Origin of the sequence: Pseudomonas sp. Pse35 (assembly GCF_024519715.1) — a bacterium.
Taxonomy (GTDB): domain Bacteria; phylum Pseudomonadota; class Gammaproteobacteria; order Pseudomonadales; family Pseudomonadaceae; genus Aquipseudomonas; species Aquipseudomonas paracarnis.
This window is the reverse complement of the sequence record NZ_JALJRP010000007.1, coordinates 136,525-150,203: the sequence shown is the minus strand read 5'-3', so window position 1 is coordinate 150,203 and position 13,679 is coordinate 136,525. Positions and strand designations below refer to the sequence as shown.

Here is a 13,679-nt window from a genome sequence, read left to right as displayed (position 1 = left end):
TCACCCAAGGAGCACCCTGTGAAGACACTGTCCAAAATCCTGCTGTCGGGCCTCACCGCCGCGGCGCTGTTGACCGTGGCCGGTTGCGCCACCGAGAGCAACCGCGCGATGCCGGTGGAGCAAGTCGCCAGCGCCCACGTGGCCTATTCCGGCGTGCGTGTGCCGATTGCCGTGGGTAAGTTCGATAACCGCTCCAGCTACATGCGCGGCATCTTCTCCGATGGCGTTGACCGTCTCGGCGGCCAGGCCAAGACCATTCTTATCACCCACTTGCAGCAGACCAACCGCTTCAGCGTGCTGGACCGCGACAACATGGGCGAGATCTCCCAGGAAGCCAAAATCAAAGGCACCGTGCAGAAGCTCAAGGGCGCTGACTATGTGGTGACTGGCGATGTGACCGAGTTCGGCCGCAAAGAGACCGGCGACCGCCAGCTGTTCGGCATCCTCGGCCGTGGCAAGACCCAAGTGGCCTACGCCAAAGTTGCGTTGAATATCGTCAACATCAATACCTCCGAAGTGGTGTATTCCACCCAGGGCGCCGGTGAGTACGCGCTGTCCAACCGTGAAGTGATCGGCTTCGGCGGCACCGCCAGCTATGACTCCACCCTCAATGGCAAGGTGCTCGACCTGGCCATGCGCGAAGCGATCAACCGCCTGGTCGACGGCATCAACGCCGGCGCCTGGAACCCGCGTAACTGATCAGCCACACCACAAGGAGCAGTACACGGATGAGCAAGGCAGTGAAGTTGGCGCTGACGCTGGCAGCAATCGCAACGGTAGCCGGGTGCCAGACGGCGCCCCAGCCCCTGTATCAATGGGAGAGCTACCAGCCGCAGGTTTACGAGTACTTCAAGGGCGAGCCCAAGGAAGCGCAGGTGGAAGCACTGGAACGCGATCTGCAGAAGATCAACGCCAGTGGCCGCAAGGCGCCGCCGGGCTACCACGCGCACCTGGGCATGCTGTACATGAACATGGGCAAGGATGACCAGATGGTGCAGGAGTTTCGCACCGAGAAGGCCCTGTTCCCTGAGTCTGCTGCGTACATGGACTTTCTGTTGAAAAACGCCAAGACCGGAGTCGCCACCAAATGAGCCTGTTAAAACTCACCGGCGCCTTGCTGGCCCTGGCGTTGCTCGGCGGTTGCGCCGCGCCCAAGACGGTCGATTATTCGGCGTACAAACAGGCACGGCCCAAGTCGATCCTGGTACTGCCGCCGATCAACGAATCGCCGGAAGTGCAGGCGTCCTACAGCCTGGTGTCGCAAGTCACCTACCCGCTGGCCGAAGCCGGCTACTACGTGTTGCCGATTGCCCTGGTGGACGAAACCTTCCGCCAGAACGGCCTGACCACCGCCAACGATATCCAGGCCGTACAACCGGCCAAGCTGCATGACATCTTTGGTGCGGACGCGGCGCTGTACATCACCATCAGCGAGTACGGCACCCAGTACATGCTGATCTCCAGCGACACCTCGGTGACGGCCTCGGCCAAACTGGTGGACCTGCGCACCGGCACCACCCTGTGGACCGGTTCGGCGCGGGCGTCGAGCGAGGAGGGCAATAACAACGGTGGCGGCCTGGTGGGCATGCTGATCACGGCGGCGGTCAAGCAGGTGATCAACAGCTCTACCGATGCGGCGCATCCGATTGCCGGTATCACCAGTGCGCGGTTGCTGTCGGCAGGGCAACGCACCGGCATCTTGTACGGCCCGCGTAACCCCAAGTACGGCACGGACTAAGAGAACACCGCCATTCAAATGTGGGAGCTGGCTTGCCTGCGATAGCGGTGTGTCAGGCAGCCTTTCCAGCACTGGCCCACCGCTATCGCAGGCAAGCCAGCTCCCACATTGATCGGGGTGAATTTCGAGGGTTTAACCCAAACCCAACCTATCTCGCGTCTGACCTTGTGAACGGCTCATTCATTCACGAGGCTCAGCCCCATGTCCCGCCCTCTGCTTTACCTGCGTCCCGCTGCCCAAGGCTTTACCGTTACCCTGCTGGTGGCGCTGGCTGGGTGTGGGCTGTCATCGTCCCCCGAAGTCTCCAAACCGGTTGAACCGGCGCCTCTCGCCGAGCTGCACAGCGCGCCGATCCAGAATGCAGTGGTCAAGCGGATGGCCATGCCGGCACCAATGAGGGTGCGGGAAATGGCGACGATGGACTACCGCAGCGAACCCCGCGAGCAATACGCCAACCTGCCGGATAACCCGGTGCATAGCGTCGCCGAAACCCCGGTCTCCACCTTCAGCGTGGATGTCGACACGGGCAGCTACGCCAACGTACGGCGCTTCCTCAACCAAGGCCGCCTGCCGCCCGAAGGCTCGGTGCGATTGGAGGAAATGGTCAACTACTTCCCCTACCACTACGCATTGCCCACCGATGGCTCCCCCTTTGGCGTGACCACCGAGCTGGCCGCTACGCCGTGGAACCCGCGCACAAAACTGCTGCGCATTGGCATCAAGGCCTCCGATAAAACCGTGGCCGAACTGGCGCCCGCCAATCTGGTTTTCCTGGTGGACGTGTCCGGCTCCATGGACCGCCGCGAAGGCTTGCCGTTGGTCAAAAGCACGCTGAAGTTACTGGTGGATCAACTGCGTGATCAGGACCGTGTGTCACTGGTGGTCTATGCCGGTGAATCCCGCGTGGTGCTTAAGCCCACCTCGGGCAGTGAAAAAGCCAAGATCCGCAACGCCATCGACCAACTCACCGCCGGCGGCTCCACCGCAGGCGCGTCGGGCATCGAGTTGGCCTACCAGATGGCCCGCGAAGGCTTTATCGACCAGGGCATCAACCGCATCCTGCTGGCCACCGACGGCGACTTCAACGTGGGCATCAGCGACTTCGACAGCCTCAAGCAGATGGCCGTGGCCCAGCGCAAAAGCGGCGTATCGCTGACCACCCTCGGCTTTGGCGTGGACAACTACAACGAACACCTGATGGAACAACTGGCCGACGCGGGCGACGGTAACTACGCCTACATCGACAACCTGCGCGAAGCACGCAAGGTGCTGGTAGAGCAACTCAGTTCCACCCTGGCCGTGGTGGCGCGGGATGTGAAACTGCAGGTGGAGTTCAACCCGGCCCAGGTCAGCGAATACCGCCTGCTGGGCTATGAAAACCGCGCCCTGAAGCGTGAGGATTTCAACAACGACAAGGTCGATGCCGGTGAGATTGGCGCAGGGCACACGGTGACGGCGCTGTATGAAATCGTGCCCAAGGGCGAGAAGGGCTGGTTGGAACCTCTGCGTTACGCCGACGCGCCTGCGACCGAAGGCAAGTCCGATGAGCTGGCGATGCTGCGGGTGCGCTACAAACCAGCTGCGGGCGGTAACAGCCAGTTGATCGAACGCCCTATCGCCAACCAGGCCACCCCAGCCAGCGACGACCTGCGCTTCGCGTCTGCCGTGGCCGCCTTCGCCCAACAGCTCAAGGGCGATGGCCGCTACACTGGCATCATGAGTGTGCAAGACACCGCCAAACTGGCGCGCTCGGCCCGCGGCGATGACCCGTTCGGGCTGCGCAACGAATTCGTGCAACTGGTGGAGCTGGCCCAAAGCCTCAAGCCCTGATCTCGCCCGCACCAATGTGCAAATGGGGGAGGGGCCATGCTGCTAAAACTTTTTGTAGGAGCGAGCTTGCTCGCGAAAAACTCACAGGCACCGCGTTTATCCAGGAAGCACGCGTTATCGTTGACGTTCTTCGCGAGCAAGCTCGCTCCTACAGTAATCCTGCTTCGGCTGACCAAAAGGAGTTCGCCCACTACATGGCCGTTTCAGATGACTCACCCAGCGACGAATCGCTGCTGGCCCGCTACCGAACCGGTGACGCTGCCGCCTTCGAAGCCTTGTACACGCGCCATCGCCAGGGCCTGTACTTCTTCCTCGTGTCCCTATGCAACAAAGCCGAACTGGCCGAAGAAATCTACCAGGACACCTGGCTCAGCCTGATCCGCAGCACCACCCAGCCACAAGGCCGGGCGAGTTTTCGCACCTGGTTGTTCCAGATCGCCCGCAACCGCCTGATCGACCACTGGCGCAAGCACGGCATCCACAACCCCCTGCACGACAGCTACGATGAACAGCTCCACGCCCAGGCCGATGACAGCGACGGCCCCGAGCAACAACTGACCCTCAGCCGCGACCAGGCGCGCCTCGACGCGGCCCTGCAAGCGTTGCCCGAAGACCAGCGCGAAGTGTTTCTGCTACGCCTGCACGGCGAGCTCGAAGTACCGCAAATCGCCACCCTCACCGGCGCCCCGCTGGAAACCGTAAAAAGCCGCTTGCGCTACGCCCTGCAAAAATTGCGGCGCCTGCTGGCCGAGGAGGTACCCGTATGACTGACTCCCGACACACCCCAGACGACGCGCTGCTCCAGCACTATCGTCAACACAGCACGGGCGAGCCGCCCGCGTCCCTCGACGCCTTCATCCTCAACGCTGCCCGTCGCGAAGCCCCGCAGCCGCAACCCAGCCTGTGGCAACGCTGGCTGCAAGCCTGCCAACGCCCGCGCTGGCAAATGGCATTTGCCACCGTCGCCGGGTTGGCACTGATGATCGGCGTGGTCATGCGCTCCCCCGTGCCGCAACCCGAAATCTCCACCGCGACATTCTCTGCGCCGCACCACGAAGAAGCCGCCCAGCCAGCGCCGCAAGCCTTCTCCGCCCCCGCGCCAATGGCCCGGATGGCGATAGCGCCACGGGTTGAAAGTGCGCCTGCTCAAGCCGAAAGCGCAGTGGCGGATCAGCCAGCGCTGAAACTCAGCAAACGGGCGCTGCCTACGTTGGAAGCAGGTCTGCAGGAAATTGTGAACCTGCGTCGAGCGGGTGAAACCAGGGCCGCGGATGAAAAACTGCTGGCGCTGTACCAACGCTTTCCCGAGGAGGACTTGCCGGCACGGCTAGAGGCGTTGAAACAGCATTGAACCTGCCGCCACGAACCAGCCCCAGGCCTGTCGACCTGGGGCTTTTTATTACAACCCGCCGTAGGCCCGGGACCACGCCACCGTGTCCGTGAGGGTCTGCTCCAGGACGCGAAAGCTCAACCCCAGTTCCTCTTCACTTTTGCGGTGGTCAAAGCGGGTACGGTGCTCCTCGCGTATCAACAGCCGCAACGTCGCCATGCTCAGCAAGATGGGCTTGCCGGTCAGGTAGGCGTAGGCCTCTTGCATCGCTGCCAACAGGTACAGCGCGGGCAGCGGCAGTTGGCGGGAGGGCACCTTGACCCCGGCAATACGCCCCAGCGCCGGAATCAGCTGGCGCATGGTCAAGTTGCGACCGGCCGCGAGATAACGCTCGCCCCGTCGCCCGCTTTGGGCAGCAGCAATGTGCGCCCAGGCCACATCGCGGACATCGACCAGCGAAAAGGTGCCAGGAATCAGCCCCGGCAACTTACCGTTGATCACGTCCCGGACCAACTGCCCCGAAGACGTCGGCCCACGGTCACCCGGCCCCCACATCCAACCGGGCAAAACCATGCAGGCGTACATCTGCGGATGGCTTTCAAGAAACCTCAACACCTCCCGCTCAGCCAGGATCTTGCTGCGGTAGTAGTCGTCCGCATCGGCTTCGGCCCGTAGGCACGTCTCGTCGATCGGCGTACCGGGGGCACCGTCGAGCACGGCAATCGACGAGGTATGCACAAACCGTCGCACACCGGCGTCATACGCCTGTTGCAGCAGGGCTCGGGTACCGACGACATTGATCTTCTCCAGTTCCTCCCAATGGCTGCCGCCCTTGTAGTTATCCCGAAAGAACGCCGCGCAGTGAAACACCGTATCGCAGCCTTGCAACGCCGCCGCGAAGGCATCCACATCCGCCATGTCCCCCACCACCATCTCCACGCCCGGCAAATCGCCGAACTGCTGCGCGCCCTTGGCCGCCGAGCGGACCAGCGCCTTCACCGCATAACCCCGTGCGACCAACTCCCATACCAGGTTATTGCCCAGCAAGCCGGTGGCACCGGTCACAAAGGTGCTGCGCAAGCGATTGGGGTTCGTGTTCATACAGGCCATTCCATTTGTTGAGAAGGCCAGTAGATATACCGGTCAGCCCGCGCCGTAAAAACAGCGCCTGCGGCATAATGGCTTTGCACATCTGCACACCAGGGAAGCGCGGAGATATGGCATTGCAGGCAAATTGGGACGATCTTCGACTGCTGCTGGCAGTCTCACGGCGCGGCAGCTTTTTACAGGCAGGCCAGTTACTCGGTATCGCGGCGTCTACCGTCTCCCGACGCCTCACCCAACTGGAAACTGCCCTTGGCGAACCACTGGTGGAACGCGGCGTGGAAGGCTGCCGACTCACCTCCCGAGGCCAAGCCCTGGTAGACGTCGCCCTGGCAGCCGAATCCGGCCTGCGCCGCCAGGCCCCCGCCGACGGCACGCCAGCAACCCTCAGCGGCACCGTGCTGGTGAGCGCCGGCGAAGGCTTTTCCGCCAGCGTGCTTGAGGCCGCCAGCCGCTTCACCTCCCAGCACCCAGGCTGTTCCGTAGAACTACAGGTCACCACCGACTTTCACAAAATCGTACGAGGCGTGGCCGACATCGCCATACGCACCGCACACCTGGGCGAACCTTCCCTGATCTACCGAGGGCTCGGCAAACTCGCTTACGGCGTATTCGCAACTGCTGAATACCTGCAACGGTTTCCTGCGCTAACGCCAGCTACCGCCGCCAGTATCGCCTTGCTGCCGCCGCTGGATCTGCTGCCGCAAATGCGCGCTGCGAAAGCTGCGGGGGTGGACCGTGCGCCGATCAGGGTGAGTTCGTTTGCGGTGCAGCTTGAATCGGTGAAGCGGGGGATGGGGGTGGCGGTGTTGCCGCGTATTTTGGCGACGGGGTTGAGTGAGGTTTTTCAGGAGATAGAACTGCCGGCGATGGAGGTTTATTTGGTTACGCGGCCGCAGGCGTTGAAGCAGGGGCATATTCAGGGGTTTTTTGGGGTGTTGGAGGGGGTGTTGCGCGGTGAAATTTCAAGCCTGGAAAAGCAGCATTCCGGGAATTCATCAAGGCCTTCGTAATACTCAACCCATCGGGATGTAGGCGCTTAGCCACTCGTAGCAACATCGAGTTGCGCGTGCAAGTGGCTCACAAAAAAGCCCCGGGTCTAAAGACCTCGGGTGTTTCATTCATATCTGGCTCCACACTTCTGCGGCGATGGTGCTGGCGTCCTTTGACATTTCCAACACACCAATGCGTTCTTGCCATTCCTCGAATTTGACAGGTAGAAAGGACGCATTTGTAATGCGCAGCGCAGCTTCGGTGATATACCTCTAAGGCATTAACTGCATCTCCGACAAACCGTATTCCCCCAACGAATACAGCAACGTCCCATACCCCAGCTGGACGTAGCCAACCCTGTCAGCACCATAATCCCCGCCACCACCTTCCACTTGGACGTTATTTGCCATGGCCTGCACATTCGGTGCGCTGAGGCCCTTTCGCACGGCGTAGTGGTTGTAGAGCAGTTCCCATATCGGACGGGTTTCGCCGCGATGATCGGCCGAGATGACGGTCTGTTTGAAGCTGCTGTTGGGGATGGGGGTAAACGGCACCTCCTGGCCAAGGTTGTACTTGGCCACATACTCGGCGCCCTGCAGCACGCGGTTGTTCTGGTAGCCGAACAGGTCGTTGCCCTGGCTCCAGGCCATTTGGCAGAAACTGCCGAGCACGGCTATGTCGAGCATTGCGTGTGACTGATCACGTCCGCTTTCCTGGACTTGACCAAGGCCATCGCCGTAGAGCTTCCACACCGCGTGGGCGATGGCGCCGTTACCGGTGCCGTGCTTGAAGTAGTCGACGGCCTCGTTGTAGAGATCGCGGCGGTCGGTCAGTACGCCGATGGCCAGCATCGAGTTCATGTTGGCTAGGTCCCAGCTGGCCCCATGATGATCAGGCCGGGCGCCGTCGTGGTTCACCAGGAAGTCATGATTGATGGGGTAGAACACAGTGAGCATCATGCCTTGAAAACGCTGGAAATCTTCCGCCCGCCACTTTGGGTAGCTGCGCAGCAGTTCGGCCGCGTTGGCCAGTTGGTAGCCGTACAAGCCTGCCACCAAAGCTCTGCCGGGCTTGTCTTTGATCGCGGTGAGGGTCAAGGCCCACTGGTTCAAAATACTCACGGCCTTGTCGGCATACGCCGGGTTGTTGGAGATCTGCCAGCGCAGGGCCAGTGCATACGCGGCGGCTGCGTCGTTGAACAGAACACTGTCGTTATTCGGGCCGCCTGAAGTGGGGTACACCACCGGCATCGGGTTGGGCTGCCAGGCTAATGAGGCATGGGGGTTGGCGATCAGCTTCTGCCAGCCGGCCAGCCACGGCTGGTTATAGTTGGCCAGCTTCTCGCGTATCCGCGTGAAGTCCTCCCGGGTCTGGAGCAGGCCAGGATGCACGAACGCTTCGGTATGCAGGGTGGGGGAGGCTTGACTGCCGATACTCATCAATAGCGCATAGAGCAGCACGGCTCTTTTGGACAGGTACTTCAAACGGATCATCGTGTGTACGCCCTGATGGGGAGAACCTTGCGCGGTCTGAAAAGCCATTCGCACAGGACTGGAATCTGCCCCAGGGATAGTTCAGATGAAGCCTGCATACCCGGGGCTTGTTGTCAGAACGTGTAGTTGATTGCAAACAGGCCCAAGCCTGCGGTTTCGCGCCTTACCAGCGGGCTGTCGCTGGCCTGGTCAGCGTATTGAGTCAGCGTCAGGCTGGCCAGCGTTGACCAGTGCGCGTCGAAGGTGTGCTGCCAGTTCAAGGCAGCGGAGTAGGCATAGATCCCGGCGTCGGCGGTGTACTTGCTGTAGATCGAGCGTTGGCTCTGAGCCTGGGTGACGCCGAAGAACGTCTGGTTGTAGCGGCTATCGCCGGCATGGGCGTCGATGGCCAGGCTCAGGGTGTCGCGGTCTGTGTGCAACAAGATGCCTTCCAGGCCAAAGCGGTAACGGTTGCCTCGGTGCTCGCCGGCCATGCGCAGTTCGGCTTCGCCGTTGACCGACAGCCAGTCAAGCAGTTGTTGGCTGAGGGTAAAGTCGGCGACGGTTGCGCCGTTGATATCGCCCATACCTCTGAGCTCGTCGCCGCCCGGGCTGGTGATGCTGTCCTTCTCTTTGCGGCCCAGGTCGTAATTGATCGCTGCGCTGGCGCTAAAACCACTGTCGGATTGAAATTGCAGGCCCACGCCGCGAGTGGTGTCGGCGAACAACGCTCCGTGCTGGATGCTGAGCATCGGCAGTACGAGCGGACGGTAGCGGTCAGCACCCATGTAGCGAGGCGTGACACCCATGCCAAGGCCCAGGGTAACGGTGGTTTCTTCGGCTGTCGGGCTGGCGTCGGTCGCCTGAGCCTGGGGCGCGAGCGCGCAGCACAGCAGCGTGACGGCGCCCAACAGAACGTTGTGGGTAGGGGAGGTGGTGAAGTTCATGGTCAAGCCCTATGTGCAAAAGAAGACAGCAGTGCGCCCGCCGACGCGCGACACAACGCCTCCCTCTGATCGAGCTGTTCAGGCCCGTTGATAGGCTTGGACAGCGATGCAGTGGTCGGCATAGGATCGGCTCGCGAAAGCGGGCGTAGGGCAATACTGGCAGCGCACTTTCAATAAACCGTTCGTAAATTATCAAGGTTTCATCAAGAGGCTTCTTTGTGTCAGGAAAACGTATCCTCATCGTCGAAGACGACGCCGACAGCGCCAACATTCTCGAAGCCTACTTGCTCCGGGATGGCTATGAGGTGGCCCTGGCCGAAGACGGCCAGCACGGTCTGGACCTGTACAAAAGCTGGCAGCCCGACCTGATCCTGCTCGACGTGATGCTTCCGCGCTTGAGCGGCACCGAGGTGTTATCCGCCGTGCGCCGTAGCAGTGACACGCCGGTCATCATGGTCACGGCCATGGGCGACGAACCGGAAAAACTCGGTGCCTTGCGTTATGGCGCGGACGACTATGTGGTCAAGCCTTACAGCCCGCGCGAAGTGGTGGCGCGGGTGCACGCGGTGTTGCGGCGCACCACCGGCAACCAACCGGTCGAACACCTGCTGCGCCATGAAAACCTGCGGGTGGATCTTGTTGCGTTTACCGCGGCCATTGAGCAGGGCGAAGCACCACCGCAATGGCTGGACCTGACCCCAACGGAATTTAAGCTGCTGGTGACGTTGCTCAAGACGCCGTCCAAGGCCTTCACTCGTGATGAGTTGCTGGAAATCTGCCTGCCGGAAAGCGAAGCTCTGGCCCGCGTCGTCGACACCCACGTGCACAACCTGCGCCGCAAGCTGGAAAACCACGGCATCACCGGCGTTCTGGTCACGGTGCGCTCCATTGGCTATCGATTCAGGTAACGCACATGCTTGAGCAACCGCGGGTCAACGACAAACCCATGTGGCGCTGGATCGGCCTGCGCATGAGCCTGCTGGCGATCGGCGCGGTGGTGGTGATCTCGGTGTGCATGTGGATCAACGTCACACTGTCGGACTGGTATTTTGTGCAGCATCTGCCGCCGGGGCCGCGTGAGGAGCTGCTGGCGTTGCGCGCCGAGCCAGAGCTCAATGAGGCACGCTTGCGTCAAGTGGTTGCCCAGTACTATCCGCTGGACTATTTCCAGCCGGCTATCGCCAATCGCGACTGGCTGATACTGATCGGCCTGGTGCTGGCCGCGATCCCTATCATCATTGGCTTCGGCCTGTGGTTTTCGCGGCCCTTGTCCAGCCAGTTCTCGGCAATTGCCCAGGGCGCCCGGCGAGTCGCCGGCGGTGATTTCCTGACGCGCCTGCCAGTGCACCGCGACGCGCCCGACGAGCTGCAACGGCTGGTCAGCGACTTCAACAGCATGACCACGCAACTGGAGCGCTATGAGCGCGATGTGCGTGAATCCAGCGCGGTCATTGCCCACGAACTGCGCACACCCTTGAACGCCGCCATGGGGCGCGTGCAGGGTATGCTCGATGAGGTATTCCCCAGCGATGCCATGCAGTTGGGCATGGTCAAGCGTCAGCTCGATCAACTCAGAAAGCTGGTGGATGATTTGCACCTGTTGTCGATGGCTCGTGCTGGCCGGCTGGTGCTGGAGCGCAGCGAGTTTTCTCTGGCAGCTCTGGTGGCGGAGCGGTTGGCGTGGTTCCAGCCGCAGTTGGATGAGGCTTGCGTGCTGACGCAGGTCAGTATTGCTGATGGGCTTCGTATGCATGCCGATCGTGATCGCCTGGGCCAGGTGATCAACATTCTGGTCGATAACTTGCTGCGTTATGCGGCCGGGGGAGGCGAGTTGAATGTAACGGCGCGCCGGGTTCACGGTTCGGTGGTGATTGAAGTCGGTGACCGAGGGCCAGGTATCGAAGCCCAGCATCTGGACAGCGTGTTCGACCGCTTCTGGCGTGCAGAGCGCTCCAGGGCACGTTACTCGGGGGGGAGCGGGCTAGGCTTGTCCATCGCCCGTGCGATCTGCCACGCCCATGGCGGTACCATTACTGCCCGTAATCTGGTCGAAGGCGGTACGCTGATCAGGGCGGAGGTTCCTGTGTAGGCGTTTCTTCTTTGCTTGAGACCGGCGCTCAAGGCGGTGAAATCGTAATGATCGTAGAGCTGGAAAACTGCTTGGGAAAAAGGGGGGGAGAAAAGGGGATTTATTTTCACCTCTACTATCCCGACGCGACTCAACACTCTCTCACCACCCACCAAACCAAAAACAAAAAAGCCCCAGATCTCCCGACCTGAGGCTTTTTCATTTCATATCTGGTGCACCCGGCGGGATTCGAACCCACGACCCCTGCCTTCGGAGGGCAGTACTCTATCCAGCTGAGCTACGGATGCTTGTGCGGGCGACATCATACCCATGTCGACCTGATGCGTCCATTCCGGCATTCCCCCCGCCCCCTGTCGTCCATTTCCGACAAAAAATGGCTAATCGCCACCCTCATTCACAACTCCCCGCGCCGCACGTCCCTTTGTTTGCTTTGCTCTTGTGGCTTTAACCCCGCTTCCACGCCGCAATTCCTCAGGTGAACGCATGCATTCCAAAGGAACCGTGATGCTCGATCTCCCGCTCAGACAAACCCTGCTGGCTCGCTCCGATTTGTTTCGAGGTATGCCGGAGCATCTCTTGCGCTACGTCGCCACCCATATGGTGGAGCGCACGCTGGATGATCGTGAGCTGTTGTATTTCAAGGATGACACCCTCGAATTCATTGCGTTGGTGGTGGAGGGCCGGATTTATTCGGTTGTGCATGGGCCGGATGGGCGCGAGCAGATTATCGGCAGTACCGGGGCCGGGCAGGTGGTGGGGGAGACGGCGTTGATCAAGGATCATGGGCGCGAGTCTTCTACCTTTGCCAGCGGGCCCACGCGGTTGTTGCAGTTGGGTAGCCGGCATTTTGGTGTGCTGTTTGAGGAGCCGGCGTTTCTGCGGCGTTTGTTGATGTTGATGATGCTGAGGTTGCTGCACGCCATCGAGTTGCTGGAGTTGGTGTGCCTGCATCGGCTGGAGTCGCGGTTGGCGCGGTTTTTATTGGCGAACCTGGGCGAGATCGACCTGGCGTTGGCCTTGCCCAGTGTGTCGTTGCCCGCAAGCCAAGGGGTGTTGGCGTCGATGCTGAATACCAGTCGCCCCAAGTTGAATGTGCAGCTGCAAGTGTGGCGGCGCAGTGGCGTGATCAGCGGCGACCTGGAGCGCATGGTGATCAACGATGTCGAGCATTTGCGGCGCAAGGCTTTTGCGCTGAATTAGTTGTGGCGGTGTTCCCCAGGTAACAGCGTGCCCCCGTCGTGCCCTCGCAGACTGGCCCTTCATCAAGGATGCACAGGAGTGCTGGCGATGGGGATGACTGTTCAGTTCAAGGATCAATGGGCCGCCGATGACCGTTTGTTCGAAGCGAGTTGGCGCGCTGTGCACGGCGAGCTCAGGCGCCGGGCGTTGCGGCGGGCCAAGGGCAATCTGGATCAGGGCCAGGAGTGGTTGTCGGCCACGGCGATCAAGGCCCTGTTGTTTTTTCGGCGCTCGCCGGAGCGCATTCGTGACCCTCAGGGTTTTCTGTTTTTAGTGCTCGATCATGTGTTTCTCGACAGCCTGCGGCGCAGCAAGCGCGAGGGGCGGCTGTTCGATGATTCGGTAGACCTTGAACACGATCACCTGGCCGCGCTCGCCGCGCCCTGCGCCTCGGTGCTGGAGCGGGTGGAATGCTATGAGCGCCTGGAGCAGATCGGGGCGCACGTCGCACGGTTACCGCTGTTGCAGCAGCGCTTGTTCGAGATGCGCTTTGTCGACGACCTGCCTTACCCGCAAATTGCCGCCGAGCTGCACGTGAAGCTGCCGCTGGTGCGCAAGCGTGTGCAACTGCTGCGCGATGCGTTGCGCTGAAGGTGATTCACAGACGTTGGCGTGGGGCGTTCTAGTGGTATGAGCGCAGCACGCCGCCGCTATCCACACCCAAACCTGGGTGAATGCCATCAAGGAGAGATGTATGACAGAGGTCAACAGCCAGATCACCGACGCGGTCACTCAAACCAACGTCAAGGTGGTGGCAGAGGCGCCGGCCCAGGCCATCGCGTCGCTGTACCAGGTGGCCAGCAGCGCGGCGGGCCTGTCGTTGCAGAACGCGGTCAACAGCCAGCAGGCGATGAATCAGATTTCCAACGCGGTGATCTCCAAGGCCGTGGCGCTGATCATGCAGATTGGCGAGAAGGGCTGAGCCCTCGGGAGATCG

General features: G+C 61.3%; 15 protein-coding genes and 1 tRNA gene. 12 read left to right on the top strand and 4 right to left on the bottom strand.

What is annotated here, in order from left to right; translation table 11 throughout:
• Nucleotides 1-18 precede the first annotated feature (18 nt).
• The 6 genes from OC445_RS09130 (at nucleotide 19) to OC445_RS09105 (ending at nucleotide 4,919) form a co-directional block, all read left to right on the top strand.
• Complete coding sequence (locus OC445_RS09130) at nucleotides 19-699, top strand: CsgG/HfaB family protein (protein ID WP_005783620.1); 681 nt, start codon at nucleotides 19-21, stop codon at nucleotides 697-699.
• Nucleotides 700-728: 29 nt separating this feature from the next.
• Nucleotides 729-1,091, top strand: a complete 363-nt coding sequence (locus tag OC445_RS09125; protein ID WP_054896834.1) for a DUF4810 domain-containing protein — start codon at nucleotides 729-731, stop codon at nucleotides 1,089-1,091.
• Nucleotides 1,088-1,738: a DUF799 domain-containing protein gene (locus OC445_RS09120; protein ID WP_005783625.1), complete on the top strand. Its 651-nt coding sequence runs from the start codon at nucleotides 1,088-1,090 to the stop codon at nucleotides 1,736-1,738. The genes OC445_RS09125 and OC445_RS09120 overlap by 4 nt, the downstream gene beginning before the upstream one ends.
• A 201-nt stretch (nucleotides 1,739-1,939) precedes the next feature.
• Complete coding sequence (locus tag OC445_RS09115) at nucleotides 1,940-3,568, top strand: vWA domain-containing protein (RefSeq protein ID WP_198790417.1); 1,629 nt, start codon at nucleotides 1,940-1,942, stop codon at nucleotides 3,566-3,568.
• 194 nt (nucleotides 3,569-3,762) lie between these two features.
• Nucleotides 3,763-4,335, top strand: coding sequence for an RNA polymerase sigma factor (locus tag OC445_RS09110; RefSeq protein WP_089042037.1), 573 nt, complete (start codon nucleotides 3,763-3,765; stop codon nucleotides 4,333-4,335).
• Nucleotides 4,332-4,919, top strand: coding sequence for a hypothetical protein (locus OC445_RS09105; RefSeq protein ID WP_054920378.1), 588 nt, complete (start codon nucleotides 4,332-4,334; stop codon nucleotides 4,917-4,919). The genes OC445_RS09110 and OC445_RS09105 overlap by 4 nt, the downstream gene beginning before the upstream one ends.
• A 48-nt stretch (nucleotides 4,920-4,967) precedes the next feature.
• Here OC445_RS09105 and OC445_RS09100 read toward each other — a convergent pair whose 3' ends face one another.
• On the bottom strand, nucleotides 4,968-5,999 hold the full coding sequence (locus OC445_RS09100; RefSeq protein WP_089042038.1) for an SDR family oxidoreductase: 1,032 nt from the start codon (nucleotides 5,997-5,999) through the stop codon (nucleotides 4,968-4,970).
• 116 nt (nucleotides 6,000-6,115) lie between these two features.
• Between OC445_RS09100 and OC445_RS09095 the strand changes: the two genes are divergently transcribed.
• Nucleotides 6,116-7,015, top strand: a complete 900-nt coding sequence (locus tag OC445_RS09095; protein ID WP_054896828.1) for a LysR family transcriptional regulator — start codon at nucleotides 6,116-6,118, stop codon at nucleotides 7,013-7,015.
• Nucleotides 7,016-7,267: 252 nt separating this feature from the next.
• Here the strand turns inward: OC445_RS09095 and OC445_RS09090 are convergent, their stop codons facing one another.
• Nucleotides 7,268-8,488: an alginate lyase family protein gene (locus tag OC445_RS09090; protein WP_262020066.1), complete on the bottom strand. Its 1,221-nt coding sequence runs from the start codon at nucleotides 8,486-8,488 to the stop codon at nucleotides 7,268-7,270.
• Between the two features lie 113 nt (nucleotides 8,489-8,601).
• Nucleotides 8,602-9,414 (bottom strand): MipA/OmpV family protein, encoded by an 813-nt coding sequence (locus OC445_RS09085; RefSeq protein WP_054896826.1) that lies wholly within the window; start codon nucleotides 9,412-9,414, stop codon nucleotides 8,602-8,604.
• Between the two features lie 218 nt (nucleotides 9,415-9,632).
• Between OC445_RS09085 and OC445_RS09080 the strand changes: the two genes are divergently transcribed.
• Both OC445_RS09080 and OC445_RS09075 read left to right on the top strand, forming a co-directional pair.
• A complete protein-coding gene (locus OC445_RS09080) occupies nucleotides 9,633-10,322 on the top strand; it encodes a response regulator (RefSeq protein ID WP_262020065.1) in 690 nt (229 codons plus the stop codon).
• A gap of 5 nt (nucleotides 10,323-10,327) precedes the next feature.
• Complete coding sequence (locus OC445_RS09075; protein WP_198790419.1) at nucleotides 10,328-11,503, top strand: sensor histidine kinase; 1,176 nt, start codon at nucleotides 10,328-10,330, stop codon at nucleotides 11,501-11,503.
• Between the two features lie 210 nt (nucleotides 11,504-11,713).
• Here OC445_RS09075 and OC445_RS09070 read toward each other — a convergent pair.
• Nucleotides 11,714-11,790, bottom strand: a tRNA-Arg gene (locus OC445_RS09070).
• 196 nt (nucleotides 11,791-11,986) lie between these two features.
• On the opposite strand from OC445_RS09070, the gene OC445_RS09065 reads away from it, so the two are divergent.
• The 3 genes from OC445_RS09065 (at nucleotide 11,987) to OC445_RS09055 (ending at nucleotide 13,664) form a co-directional block, all read left to right on the top strand.
• A complete protein-coding gene (locus OC445_RS09065; RefSeq protein WP_034125442.1) occupies nucleotides 11,987-12,703 on the top strand; it encodes a Crp/Fnr family transcriptional regulator in 717 nt (238 codons plus the stop codon).
• 87 nt (nucleotides 12,704-12,790) lie between these two features.
• Nucleotides 12,791-13,333 carry an RNA polymerase sigma factor gene (locus OC445_RS09060; protein ID WP_198790420.1) on the top strand — a complete coding sequence of 181 codons (543 nt, stop codon included), beginning with the start codon at nucleotides 12,791-12,793 and terminating at the stop codon, nucleotides 13,331-13,333.
• Nucleotides 13,334-13,436: 103 nt separating this feature from the next.
• Entirely contained in the window at nucleotides 13,437-13,664 is a 228-nt protein-coding gene (locus OC445_RS09055) for a RebB family R body protein (protein ID WP_003187543.1), read from the top strand.
• Nucleotides 13,665-13,679 lie beyond the last annotated feature (15 nt).

What these genes read in the sequence shown, in the direction of transcription:
- OC445_RS09110 (WP_089042037.1), top strand. Translation starts at nt 3,763, where the DNA reads ATGGCCGTTTCAGATGACTCACCCAGCGACGAATCGCTGCTGGCCCGC.
- OC445_RS09085 (WP_054896826.1), bottom strand. Translation starts at nt 9,414, where the DNA reads ATGAACTTCACCACCTCCCCTACCCACAACGTTCTGTTGGGCGCCGTC.
- OC445_RS09065 (WP_034125442.1), top strand. Translation starts at nt 11,987, where the DNA reads ATGCATTCCAAAGGAACCGTGATGCTCGATCTCCCGCTCAGACAAACC.
- OC445_RS09075 (WP_198790419.1), top strand. Translation starts at nt 10,328, where the DNA reads ATGCTTGAGCAACCGCGGGTCAACGACAAACCCATGTGGCGCTGGATC.
- OC445_RS09060 (WP_198790420.1), top strand. Translation starts at nt 12,791, where the DNA reads ATGGGGATGACTGTTCAGTTCAAGGATCAATGGGCCGCCGATGACCGT.
- OC445_RS09115 (WP_198790417.1), top strand. Translation starts at nt 1,940, where the DNA reads ATGTCCCGCCCTCTGCTTTACCTGCGTCCCGCTGCCCAAGGCTTTACC.
- OC445_RS09100 (WP_089042038.1), bottom strand. Translation starts at nt 5,999, where the DNA reads ATGAACACGAACCCCAATCGCTTGCGCAGCACCTTTGTGACCGGTGCC.
- OC445_RS09120 (WP_005783625.1), top strand. Translation starts at nt 1,088, where the DNA reads ATGAGCCTGTTAAAACTCACCGGCGCCTTGCTGGCCCTGGCGTTGCTC.
- OC445_RS09055 (WP_003187543.1), top strand. Translation starts at nt 13,437, where the DNA reads ATGACAGAGGTCAACAGCCAGATCACCGACGCGGTCACTCAAACCAAC.
- OC445_RS09090 (WP_262020066.1), bottom strand. Translation starts at nt 8,488, where the DNA reads ATGATCCGTTTGAAGTACCTGTCCAAAAGAGCCGTGCTGCTCTATGCG.
- OC445_RS09105 (WP_054920378.1), top strand. Translation starts at nt 4,332, where the DNA reads ATGACTGACTCCCGACACACCCCAGACGACGCGCTGCTCCAGCACTAT.
- OC445_RS09095 (WP_054896828.1), top strand. Translation starts at nt 6,116, where the DNA reads ATGGCATTGCAGGCAAATTGGGACGATCTTCGACTGCTGCTGGCAGTC.
- OC445_RS09125 (WP_054896834.1), top strand. Translation starts at nt 729, where the DNA reads ATGAGCAAGGCAGTGAAGTTGGCGCTGACGCTGGCAGCAATCGCAACG.